The organism is Lunatimonas sp., assembly GCF_020832325.1.
In the GTDB taxonomy this organism is placed as follows: Bacteria; Bacteroidota; Bacteroidia; order Cytophagales; family Cyclobacteriaceae; genus Lunatimonas.
Window position 1 is genome coordinate 1 of sequence record NZ_JAFIEU010000046.1, and the last position, 13,166, is coordinate 13,166.

A 13,166-nucleotide genomic window follows, 5' to 3' on the forward strand; every position below is an offset into this window, starting at 1 on the left:
GGTTTACTCTCAACGTATATTCTGTCTCTCCGCTATCCTCGTGAATTACCGAGACTACCGGATTTTCTAATCCGTCAATTTCCAATTCGGGAAGGTATCCCAAAGCCTTTTTGGAATAGTTATCTTCTTGGGTAATGGTGATGGGCCAACCACCGTATTGGCCCTCGGGATTGGTCAATGGATCCACATACCTGGGCCAGCACTCGATCCGCATGGTACGTTCCTTCTTGTTGAAAACCACCATGCCATAACCGGTAGATCGGTCATAAATCCTAGCCGGCAACCGGTTTGTCTGTCTGGGATTGGCAACTGCATGAACCGTCATCCGATTTCCAAAACCGTCAAAGAAGTTACCCGTGTACTTGGGTTGGCCCTCCAAGGGTTGGTGATTTTCTGGGATCGGGGGCCACCAACGTCGCGGAAATAGGTTATTTAAAGCGGGTCCAGCAAAGGCAAACCCTGCATCCCCAAATTCATCTATGCCATAGCGAACCACGCTGGCCAAGTGCTGATCTCCAGCAATATGCAACGCAAAGGCCTTCCGCAGAATCCGCAAAGCATTGTCCCTTCCTTTTTGTGGCCAACCATTGGAATCCATATCACTGGTAGGCGCATCTCCCTGCACATACTCTCCCAGCTTGGGGATGGGGAGGGTGGGGACAATGCTGTCTATGATGCTTCCCTCTGGAAGTGTGGCCACGGTACAGAAATTGGTCTGGGAAAGCGCCACTTTCATCTCCACTTGATCCCCCCAGTCTTCGGACCACTTCTCTAAGAATTCCATCTGACGGTCTCCCAGCAAATTGGCGTCGATATTGTAATGGGCTTTGATGTCAAATTCCCGGTTTTGAATAAACCCGTTGAGTACTTTAGCTTCCTCAGGCAAAACATTCTTCGGTGCCGACTTGAATTTTCTATCCTCCAAAATGGCCATACTGATCCCTCCATATACCCAATCTGTATAATAGCTGCCTATCCCCTGAGTCAACGGAGAAGGATCGTAGGGTGTCGGCAGGTGGCCGGTTTGGGTCAATTGAACCATATTTACCCATTCGGGTGGCATCTTGTAACCGCCTTGATCCTGTGAGTCGTAGTTCCAGCCCAATTCTACAGGGGCTCTTTTTCCACCCTCTCCCCATACATTGCCATGGTACACATCGTGGTCATCCGGGATAAATACGCACGGTATATTCCGGAAGATCTCCCGGTAGGACCAACCGAACATGTACCATTTTCTTAAATAGTCTAAACTCGATCGCTCCAAAGGTGCCGTTTCGATCCCAAAACCACCGGTTCCTTCGTAAAACTGGTCGCCCAGAAATACTGCAAGATCCGGTCGGTGCTTTCCTACATTATCCGACACTTCCTGATCCGGAAAACCATGGTCAGCGTTGCAGCTGAAAACAGCCATTTTCACCTCGGCCTGCCCTAGGGGTTCAGCGGCAACTTTTCCTTCGTAGTAATACTGTTTTGCACCCTTGGAGAACGGCAAATCCAACCGGACCCGGTAGGGAATCTCACGGGCGTTGTCCCAGTCTCTCAGAACAAACCGCACCACCCTACCCAAGCGGTTGATTTTGCCTTGGGCCACAGTTTCCCAAGCGCCATTGCGCTGTAGTTCTAGGTGGATTTCATGATTCACAAAGTTCTCGACCGGAGCCATTTGTGCCGTTAATCTCAGTTCCTTTTTATGCAAGGTATAGTAGGCAAAACATACCGGCCCAAATTGTCTGTCTGCGTGGTAATCAAGCTTTTCCCCATTCATCTCCCAGGAAATAAATTCAGCAGATGGCTGGACTTTGCTTTCGGCCTCTCCACCTGCATGGGAAACCAGTCCCAGTTGGCCTACCAACTGACCAGGCGCAACCCCGGATACCTTTACTACGGACAGCACCTGTTTGGTAACGGGATCCAATGCCTCCAGTTGCAGGCTAAAAGTACCAGCGTCCGGCACCGCTCGTAGTTGTGTGTGTACAGGCTTTGAAAGATCGTTGATGCGTGCTTCCGAGACTGTCTCTCCAATGAATAGCCGACCATCTCCCCTGACGCCACAATCCAAGCCCGTACCAAAAACCACGGCAGACCGGTAGTCGTCAAAGGGCCCCTTTACACCAAGTCGAAGCCCAGCAAAGCTTTCTTCATGCTCTTGGTTGATAAGCGAAAACGCCAATTTACACTGAAACCCTTGCGGGCGGTCGGAAAGGCGGATGCCCAAATGAAACAAGGTTCGGTTTTTGCCACTGACCACGCAAGTTGCTTTTCCCTCCACAATTTTCCAATCCTGTAAGCGGTTGCCCCAGTATTCCGGGCCTATCCAGTCAAGGTTGGGCCATTGATCCCAATCACTCTGAAAGGTGTTCTCCAGTGGCTTGGGGGGGATTCTTGATCCAAACGTGTTTCCGGCAAGCAAGGAGGTTCCTAATCCACCTAATGCCAGCACTTTGACGGCTTTTCTTCTTTGCATAGGGTTATTATTGAAGTAAATTTGGATTTATATTCGTTTCTGCTTCTGGAATGGGCCACTTATCATCAACGCCCACTCGGAAGTTCTTGGTAGTTACGTGCCACCTGTGCAGTGGGTCAGGCTTCCTAGACACTTGGGGCAATCTGGTTGAGTTCGGAAACGCAGCACCCCAAAAATCTCCTGTAAGTACTTCTCCTCCTATTCCCCAGCGAAAAATATCCCATAGCCTTATTCCTTCAAAAGCTAGCTCTATTCTTCGTTCATTCCTAAGAATTGGGCGTAATTGATCTGCATTTGTTTCAGTGATGGGGGGCAGACCAACAGACATCCTTCCCCTAATTTGATTGATTGTTTGATCGAGCAACTCTTGGGTGATCGGTTCTCCAGCCTCCATAACGGCCTCCAAATAGCCAAGTAGAACCTCTGCATAGCGTATAATCGGAACATTGCCTCCATAATCTGTAATCAAATTGCCTGAGAAGGACTCATCGAAGAATTTTCTTAACCCATAACCTGTCCGAGTGGCCTGCTTCGAATAAGTAAGTTGATCTACTGACTGGGTAGAATCAGGATGACAAACATACGTCCTTCCTCCAAAAGTTGTACCGTCCCAAAGGAAGGTATCTCTAAACCTAGGATCTCGATTAGCGCCCATATCGGCTGTGCTATACCTTGGGTCGTCATAAGAAAAAGGGGAACCATCTTCAAACCCATAGGCTTCTGCTAAACTCCCCGTTGGGTTTATGATATGCCACCCGCTAGACATTGCCGGATACGCATGTTGGGGCAGGGCATTTGCTGCAAAACCAGACACGAATTGAACACTAAAGATATTCTCTCGGCTATTCTCATTCGCTGGATAGAAAAGAGATTTATAGTCACTGTCAATGATATTATCACCAAACTCGATAATTTGCCTATACGTTGCTGCTGCCTTTGTATACTCCCTTTCTCCAAGGTAAAGCCTAGCCAAGAAAGCAAGAGCGGCCTGCTTACTGGCTCTTCCTATTTCAGATGCAGCGAGCGCACTATATCGTGGTAAATTCTCAATACTTTCAAGCAGTTCGCTTTCTACAAAATTGACGATTTGTTGCTTGCTTGCCAAGCTTACATTATTGGCCTCGTCGGGAGTTAAGGTATTTACCACTAGTGGTACACTCCCCCAAAACTGAGAAAGATAAAAATACTGAGTAGCTCTTAAGAACTTGGCCTCTGCCCGCATTCTATTTCTAGAATCCACTGGCATGGTAGCACTCTCAATATTCTCCAGAAAATCGTTTGCTATTGCAATTCTTCGGTAGGAGCCTGTCCAATAACCCAATACTACGTTATTGTTCGGTAGTAATGTACCATCTGTCAACCGGTTATAGGTGGAGTTATCGCCCCGTCGGTCATAGGAATTGTCCGTTGCGAATTCCAAAAAGACGATGCCACAATAGGTCCACCAATCTGTTGGTACTACTTGTGTACCATATACAATGTTCCCTCTGTAAAGCCCCGTCAAAGCAATCATTGCGTTTGTCTCTGAGGTCCAAAATGTATCGCTTGCAAAAGCATTCGTGGGGAATTGATTTAATTTTTCGTCGCAGGAAAAACTAATCAATAGAAAGATGCTGAGAATATATATGTTAAATTTTGCTTTCATGGCTTTGTAATTTGTTCTTCAATGGTTAAAACCTAAGATTTACACCTAGCGTGTAGGTCGCTAATATGGGGTAATAGGCGCCCCCTGAGTTAATCTCCGGATCCCAACCTGGCCAATACCCACTCAAAGAAAGGATATTTTCTCCACTCAAATAGACTCTGGCATTTTGCAAGCCAACTCTGTCTTGAAAGGACTTTGGCAGCGTGTATCCAACTTGCATATTTTTAATTCGAAAATAAGAAGCATCTACCACCCAAAAGTCAGACAGCACGGTATTTGGCGTACCCGCATTGGTTACTTCCTCTAATCTTGGGTAATTGGGGTACCTCACAGGATTTTCAGGATCAAACCTTCCATCCATTTGCCATCTTTGAATATTTCCTAAATTAAAGAAAGCCCAACCTGCATAACCATCGATCAACCCACTCACACCAGTTACTCCCTGACCGAAAACGGAAAGGTCGAAATTTTTATAACTGGCATTAAAATTAATTCCAAACGTATATCTCGGAATACGGCTTCCTAGATAGGTCCTATCATAGGTAGGATCAATTCTACCGTCAGGTTCACCGTTTGGTCCACTAATATCCTTGTACCGGATATCACCAGGTCTCGGATTTGGGGTGACTGGAGATTGGTTTGCCCAACCCTGAATATCTTCAGCGTTCAGAAATACCCCATCAGAACGGTATCCATAGTACATTTCCATGGGAAAGCCAACAAACAAGTTAGAACCGTTACCAACCATACCATTAGGCTGTTGCACATTTCCTAGACCCAAGGAAAGGACCTCATTGTTAGTGATGGTGAAATTTCCCCCGATTGCATATTTAAAACCCCCGACTTGGTTTCGATGCATCATGTCAAACTCTAAACCTGAATTTCTAACCTCCCCTGTATTAACTTCACTAATCTGAACTCCAAGCACCGAGGAAACGCTACCAGTGGGTCTGAATAAAATATCTCTCGTGTGCCTATCAAAATAGGTAATATCGGCAGATAACTTACCATCAAAAAACACCGTTTCCAGTCCGAAATCGATAGTCTCCGTTGATTCCCACCGGATATTTTGATCCATAAACACCGAGTACGCTGCTCCCGTTGCCATAGTACCGCCAAAAGGATAGTCTCTGCCGGAGGTCAACACCGTTTGATAAGGATAATTACCGATATTTTGGTTGCCCAGTACACCCCATGAGGCCTTCAATTTCATATCAGACAGCCAACCAGTTCCCTGAAGAAATGATTCGTCGGAAATCCTCCAGCCGACAGCCATCGAAGGAAAAAAAGCATACTTGTTGTTTTCAGGAAATCTGGACGAACCATCATATCGAACGGTTGATTCAAATAGGTATTTATCGGCATAGCTATATCGAACTCTGGAAAACACCGATTGAATGGCCCATTCCTCGTCAAAGCCCCCTACCCGCTGATTGTCGACTCCCCCCATATCCAAAACGGTATAGTCATTACTGGGAAAATCCTGTCTGTACCCATTGAAATACGAATCCATCTGGTTTTCGAAAGAATAACCAAGCAATCCACCAAACGAATGCTTATTTATTTCCTTAGCATATTCGCCGATAAACTGCGTGGTTTGAAATATTTCCTTGTTACTAAACTGGTTCAGATAAGATTGTCCGTGAAATACGTCATCATTTAGACGCTGTGATGCGAGGTACGACCGCTGTTCCAACAATGCAAAAGTGTAGCCTCCTATGGCTGAAAACGTCAACCCTGCCAATGGATTCCAATCTAATTTCATGTTAATACCTGCTCGTGTTCTAGGATTACGGAGATAAGAAGCTGACTGCAACCAAGATACTGGGGTTCCACTGGTCTCCGGACCTACACCAAAGTCACCATTGGATGCTTGACCAAGGTAAATAGAAGGATACCTCACTGCATTGGCTATCAATTGATTGGCCATATCTCCTCCTCGATTGGCTGTTGCCTGAGGCTCATTTCGTTCCTCCTGGGATCCAAAAACCCTGGTATTCAGCGTAAAATTCTTACCCAAATCGCTAATCAGGTTTAATCGGAAGTTATATCGTTTAAAATTATTCTTTTCGATCAACCCGTCTTGATTCAAGATACCCCCCGATAGGAAGTATTTATGCGTATCATTCCCTCCATTAATTGTCACCGTATGTCCTGTCTGAAATCCTCTTCTGGAAAAGACTTCCTCTAGAAACCGGGTGTTCGGATAATTATCCGGATCATCCTGTCTTCGGTACCGCTCAATCTCCTCTGGAGAAAAACTATTACTTTCAGAAGCAATATTAAACATCCGGGCGTAGTCCCAAGAATCGACGAAATCCGGAAATTGTGTAGGTTGATTAAAACCGACATAACCATTGTAGGAAACCGATAGCTTACTTGCCTTACCATCTTTCGTGGTGACAAGAATAACGCCATTCGCAGCCCTTGCGCCGTATATCGCTGCCGAAGATGCATCCTTTAACACTGAGATGGACTGAACGTCCTCTGGATTGATATCATTCATATTACCCGGAATCCCATCGATTAAAACTAAGGCATCCGGTGTAGCTCCAAAGGACCCCACTCCTCTAACTCGAATTGAACCACCGCTTTCCCCAGGCCTGCCAGAGCGTTGAATGACGGTAACACCAGGTATTTGACCAGTGATTGCTTGCGAAAGTTGTGTCACCGGACGGTTCTCGATGTTTTGATTGGATATTTGAGACACCGAGCCAATTACATTTATCTTCTTCTGCGTTCCATAACCAACAACAACCACCTCGTCTAAGGAACTGGAATCCTCCACCATATTCACATCAATGATGCTAGTGACACCCACTGATCTCCGTTGATTTACATACCCTACAAAAGAAAATACCAAAACGGAACCCGGTTCTGCACTAAGTGTGTACCTTCCATCAATATCTGAAACGGTTCCCGTTGAAGACCCTTCCACGATGACGGTAACCCCCGGCATTGGATCTCCCCGTTCGTCCGTCACCGTACCGGTAATCGTCACCGGATCCGCTGCCTGAATCAATGGAGATTCAGCTCCCTTACGCTTCATCACATCAATCCCGTGATTTACTTGACGGAAAGTCAAATCGCTCTGCCTTGCCACATCGCGTAGTAAATCGATCACCATGCCTTGCCTCTTCTCGAAAGTCAACGCTAACTGCCTGTCCACATCTTGATTCTCATACGAAAACTTAAAGGGAGTCTGTCGCTGCACCTCCCTGAAAAACTGCTGTAGCGTCAACGTTTCGTTGGAGAGGGTTACCCTGATCTCCTCAATGGTCTTGTATTGCCCATTGGCAGCTGTGGCCGAGACCAGATTTAAGAGAAGGGTCTGCATGATCAATCCATACAGAAAGCACTTGGACAACATAATAATTGTCTTTAGTAAGTTATTTTTCATACTTTTACTTTGGTTTATTGAGTAAGACGATTTGGTAAACCCAACCTTGGCATGGTGCCATTCCCCAATGATTCCCATGTTTCGGTTGCGCACGATGCCGGAAAGGAGCTCGCTCTTTTCCGGCTTTTTTCTAGGATGTGTCGGGCTTTTGCATCGATTTAAAATTTCATCGTTACACTTTTAGTATCATTGAGTGTGAACTCAAAGCCCTGTATAAAGGAAATACTCTCCAGCACCTCCTTCAAGGTCTGCTGCCGATATTCTCCGGAAAACTCCCACTTCACACCCGCAGCATTTTCAAACCGAATCTCCACGCCGTACCACTCCTCGAGGACTCTCTTTACCTCCTGCAGAGAAGCCTTCTGAAACATCAACACTCCCTCCTTCCACGCAAGCACTTCATTGGGCTTAAATCCTACAACCCGCATGGATTCCGTGGTCCCTTCAAAATCCAGCATTTCACCAGGGCTCATGACGACTTCCTCCCGGGAGGAGGCTACTAAAACCTTTCCGCTAATCAGGGCAATTTTCGTATTTGTCGGATCTTTCGCGTTTACGTTAAAGCTTGTCCCCAACACCTTTGTGCGAAGCCCCTCTGTGATGACCAAAAACGGACGAAGACTGTCGTGCGCCACTTCCAAATAGGCCTCTCCCTTTACCGTGATGGTACGTAGATCGGCGTCGAATTTCTCCGGAAACAGCACCTCACTGGAGGAATTCATCCAAATCTTGGTACCGTCTGCGAGGGTTAATTGAATTTTTTCACCAGCTTCTGTTGTCCTTTGAATGACAATGGATTCCTTTTCTGCCACCAGCGAAGGGATGCTCGGATCCGACACAGGAGCCAGCATCCATGCCAACATCATACAGGTGACCAAAATAGCAGCCACACGGGTCATCTGACCCAGTTCATTCCAAATAAACTTCTCGGTCTCTTTTGCGGATTGATGTTTATCCTCTACTCGTGTACCAGTATTCGTCGGTTTCAAGCGAAGTATTTCGGCAATCACCTCCTCCTTAAGCCCTTTGGGCGGTGTCGATCGATCTACCTTCGCCCGTAAAAGTATCTCCTTCGCCATCTTCATCGGCACCAACTGCTCCGGATTGGATTTTCGCCACCGATCCCAATAGGCTTCCAATTCCTTATCAGGCTTATTCACCCACCGGATAAACTCCGGGTCAGTCAAAAAATCCTCTATGTGCTTCATTTCACTCACAGGTATATTCGTATATGGTGATACATAATGGTATGGTCAAAGGTACTTTACCCAACTGTGGCAGCTCGCCATGCCGATTAAATCAACTTTCTAAGTTCTCTAATGGCCTTATACATTAAATTCCGAACGCTTTGCTCGCTCTCCATGCCCATGATTTCCCGTATTTGACGGTAGGTAAACCCTTCAAAGAAACTGTAGTAAATAATCTCCCGCTGTCGTTGCGTCAACTTGGATATGGCCTCGTTTAGTTGGCTTATCTTTTCCGTTGACAACTGCTTATCGATCAACTGCGATTCATGGGATAGGGTAAATAAGAAATCGCCGGGCAGGGTATCCAAGGATTCTCTACTTCCCTGCCACTTGGATAAATCCCTGAATAGCCTCCTCTTTAAACAAGTAAATAGATAAAATTTTATCGAATCTGTGGCTCCAAGGTAAGCCCGCCTCTCGCGAAGCTCCACAAACAAATCCTGAAGTGCGTCTTTGATGGTATGTGAATCGGGGATAATACTATATCCATACGCGTATAACACATCGAAATAGGTCTCGTAAATAAAGATAAAGGCAGATTCATTGCCTTGCCGAAACACATTCCATACCTCTGAATCCGAAGAAAAGGAGTGCGACGATAAAGGATAGGGGTCCTGGGTTTTTGGGTTACTTGTTAAAATCTTTCTTTCAAGCATTTGGGCTACTCAATGCAGTTAGGTATTGGAAAACCTGTTTAGAAACTACTAAAAACCGCTTAAAACAGCTCCTACAGAATCCTATTTGGGTTTCGTAAGGTAAAGCAGAATATTTGAAAAATGTAACCTACCTTAAGAGAAAAAAATACGTCCAAAAACACAACTAACTGACTGCCAATTAAAAAAATAAAAATCTATTCATTTAATCGGAGCCGAATCACGGTAACTGCAGGATTTCTCGCCATAAAAATCCCCATCCCGTTTTCTACGTTGGTATGCACCAATACCGGCTGGGATAAAAAATCTCCCCTGTTATAATATTGTAAGTCTGCGGTATCGTAGTACCTGAAATACGACTCGGTGACGTGCGCGAGATTTAGCGTTACTTCAAGTAATTCATAATCGACGGGAACGCTGGTTCGAAAGACCAGCTCTGCATCCTGCCCCGGCAACAGGGCATCTTCAAACAGCAGCACACTGCGTAACAGGTGATCCTTTTCAAAAGCTGGATTCACCGGTCTGGGGTATAAGTCTGAGCTATACATCCTCAAAAACGGCTGCCCCTCAAATACCGCGGTGTCGCTCCCAAAAATCCGCCCTGAAAGCTCGTAAAAATTCTTGCCAGGTGGATCCGCAAAGCGCACACGAAACTCTATCAGCTCTGAATTACCCCACGATCCATCTGGGCCCAGGCGCACCGTTTCCACCGATTGAATCGGCACAGGGACAGGAAGTACTTGCGATGCCTGAATGGTTTCGTAGCCAGGTGCTTCCGCCACAAGGCGATAGGATTGATTGGGTAAAAAGCTGAATTCCGACAGACGATAAAAGGCATTGGGATCGAAGGGCCTGCTTCTGTCCACATATTCCAACGGAAACCTATCGCCCGCCTCCGTCTCCAGATACACATCAGCATCTGAAATCAGGTCGAAAAATTCCTCATATTCTCGCCCCTCCAAGATTCCGCGAGACCGGGTGAGGTACACCTTGAGGGTATCTGAAGGGTCCAACAGGGCATTTAGCACCATCCTGGGCTCCTGCCCGGGCAAATCCACCTCCAAAAACTGCTCGCATGAGAGTAAAATCAGCAATCCAACAGGAATTAAACACTTAGATAGGTAGCTCATGACTAAAAGGTAAATCGGTAGGAGACAGATGGCACGACAGGAAACAAGCTAAACTGCCGCAATTGGTTTCGCTGTTGATCATAGTTGAAGGTGATGTCCATAAAGAAGGGATTCAGTCGACTATAGACATTGTAAACCGATACATTCCATGTTCGTCGTCCCCATTTCTTCGCCTTGTTGAAATTGATTCCTGCGTCCAAACGATGGTAACTACGCATCTGGAAGTTGTTTCGGGACTCGAAATGACCCAGGTATAGGCCTCCAAAACGCATAGAGCTGTTATTCACTACGGAGGTGGCGTGTTGATACCGCTGGGTGGGGACGGTGATGAAGTTGCCGGTGCCAAATACCCAGGTACCGGATAGGTCAATCCGATCATTAAGCTTATGCACGGCAACGACACTAATATCGTGTCTACGGTCATATCGAAACGGAAACCAAGCCCCTTCGTTGAGGTCGTCGAAACGCCTCTCGGTTTTGGAAAGGGTGTACCCTACCCAACCGGTGGTTTTTCCGGTCTTTTTTTGCAATAATAACTCCACCCCAGAACTCCTTCCTTCACCAGCAGTAACCTTGTTTTGCCAATCTTCGGTGGTATTCAAAAAGGAAGCTCCATCCTGGTATTCGATCACTCCGTCCATCGTTTTATGGTAGGCCTCCACACTGAACTCCAACCCATAACCCAGATTCTTGAAATACCCCAGTGCAATTTGACGACTTTGCTGCGGTGCAATCCGATCGGTAGAGGGTACCCATAGGTCAGTGGGCAGGCCCAAACCCGCGTTGGTCAATAGGTGGATAAATTGAGCCATTTCCACGTAGGAAAATTTCAGGGAAGACCCCGGATCCAATAAATACCTCATGGCAAATCGGGGCTGAATCGACGTATAGGTTTTGGTCTCTGCCAGAAACCCGGAGGTATGCAATCCTACGTTGAATTTTAGCCTGTCCCCTACCGAAAAATCATCCTCTAAATAAAGGGAAAATTCCTGGCTATCGGTAGGCGTACCTCCTTCCCGTATTTCCGGACGCTGATATTCCTGCGACACGAATACCCCGGGGGTAAATCGGTGATTGATCCACATGCCTCCCCAGCGGAAGTAGTGTTGGGGATTGGGAATAAACTCAAAATCGGCTTTTAATGCTACGTCGCGGATGCCTGAAAAATAATCGGCGCTATAAAAATCCCTGACGGGCGCCTGTCCCTGATTGCTGGTAAATATATCCTCGTATTCAGAAAAGATTTTGAACCGATACTGCGTGAAGGTCCCCGTGAAATTGGCAAACAGGCGCTGATTAAAGATGTGATTCCAGCGGGCGGCGGCTATGTGATTGCCCCATCCAAGTCCGGCACGCTCCCGACTCGAAAATTCTCCCTGTGAGTTCTCCCTATTGGATTGAAACCTCGAATACCCCCTATCCTCGCCCCCGTAATAACTGAGATAGAGACGGTCTTTTTTGTTAAAGATATGGTTTACCTTGGCATTCATGTCATAGAAATAATACCCTACGCTTTCTCTGCCACCACTACTCCTACGGATAATTGGACTCGCGATCATATCCAAGTAGGTTCGTCTGCCGGAAAAAAGAAAGGAGGTCTTGTCCTTGGTTATGGGGCCCTCCACCGTTACTTTAGAGGCTATCAGTCCAAGGCTCCCTTCCCCCTGAAACTTTTTCATATTTCCTTCCTTCATGGTAATATCTACCACCGAAGAAAGGCGTCCTCCGTAGCGGGCGGGAAAGCCTCCCTTGATCATCTCTACGTTGTTTATCGCTCCGTCATTGAAGATGGAGAAAAACCCAAACAAGTGGCTGGCATTGTACACCGGCACCCCATCCAGCAAAATCAGGTTTTGGTCGGGACTGCCGCCTCTCACATACAGACCGGAAGCACCCTCGGCTCCGGATTGTACACCCGGAAGCAATTGGATTACTTTAAAAATATCCACTTCCCCCATCAGTGCCGGAAGGTTTTTGATCTCGCGGAGCGGCACATTGACCGCACCCATTTGCGTACTCTCTTGGATGGGGTCGGAACGGTCACTTTCCACCACGACCTCTCGTAACATCCCTGCTGGCACCATCTCTATGGTAAGAAGGGTGTCCTTGGTCAGCATCAACGGCAAGGCCAAGGGCTCATACCCCACATAACTGAAAACGAGTGATACCTCCTTCTGTGTAGAGGAGTAGCTAAAGAATCCATAATTGTTCGTTATGGCCCCCTTCTGCTGGTTTTTGTCGAATAGATGTACACCGATCAGTGTTTCACCACTGTCGGCATCCCTCACCGTTCCGCTTACGGTAACTTTTTGGGCAAATGTACTGGAAACTAAAAACACCAGAAAAACTGGAAAAAGTAAAATTAATACCCTCATACAATCTCTTTCTGAAAATTTGAGCAAAACTAATCATAAAAATCTCTTGCGCAAAAAAACATTGGAGAGAATCTGAAGGGGCCTAAAAAAGCGATCTCACACCTACTCCGCTGAACAAATGGGTTTATGCTTGAAGCTATTGTCACTTCCTAGGGTGATTACTTCTTGCCTTCCCTCAAGGCAGCAGGATTATCGGGCGTATACGTGGAGCTTCCAGAAATGACTGGAGGCTCCGTCGACTGCCGCTAGGGT

7 protein-coding genes are annotated in these 13,166 nt (G+C 46.6%); all 7 read right to left on the minus strand.

Annotation, left to right across the window (positions count from 1 at the left end):
• Nucleotides 1–2,464, minus strand: a 2,464-nt coding sequence (locus tag JJU34_RS17770) for an alkaline phosphatase D family protein (protein ID WP_228693760.1), incomplete at its 3' end; no start/stop codon positions are given.
• Nucleotides 2,465–2,471: 7 nt separating this feature from the next.
• Nucleotides 2,472–4,109: a RagB/SusD family nutrient uptake outer membrane protein gene (locus JJU34_RS17775; RefSeq protein ID WP_228693761.1), complete on the minus strand. Its 1,638-nt coding sequence runs from the start codon at nucleotides 4,107–4,109 to the stop codon at nucleotides 2,472–2,474.
• 25 nt (nucleotides 4,110–4,134) lie between these two features.
• Complete coding sequence (locus JJU34_RS17780) at nucleotides 4,135–7,509, minus strand: TonB-dependent receptor (protein WP_228693762.1); 3,375 nt, start codon at nucleotides 7,507–7,509, stop codon at nucleotides 4,135–4,137.
• A gap of 158 nt (nucleotides 7,510–7,667) precedes the next feature.
• Nucleotides 7,668–8,717, minus strand: coding sequence for a FecR family protein (locus JJU34_RS17785; RefSeq protein WP_228693763.1), 1,050 nt, complete (start codon nucleotides 8,715–8,717; stop codon nucleotides 7,668–7,670).
• An 86-nt stretch (nucleotides 8,718–8,803) separates the two neighbouring features.
• Nucleotides 8,804–9,412: a sigma-70 family RNA polymerase sigma factor gene (locus JJU34_RS17790; RefSeq protein WP_228693764.1), complete on the minus strand. Its 609-nt coding sequence runs from the start codon at nucleotides 9,410–9,412 to the stop codon at nucleotides 8,804–8,806.
• Nucleotides 9,413–9,606: 194 nt separating this feature from the next.
• The gene (locus tag JJU34_RS17795; RefSeq protein ID WP_228693765.1) at nucleotides 9,607–10,539 is read right to left on the minus strand and encodes a DUF4249 domain-containing protein; all 933 of its coding nucleotides are present in this window, start codon (nucleotides 10,537–10,539) and stop codon (nucleotides 9,607–9,609) included.
• A gap of 2 nt (nucleotides 10,540–10,541) precedes the next feature.
• A complete protein-coding gene (locus tag JJU34_RS17800) occupies nucleotides 10,542–12,914 on the minus strand; it encodes a carboxypeptidase-like regulatory domain-containing protein (protein WP_228693766.1) in 2,373 nt (790 codons plus the stop codon).
• Nucleotides 12,915–13,166 lie beyond the last annotated feature (252 nt).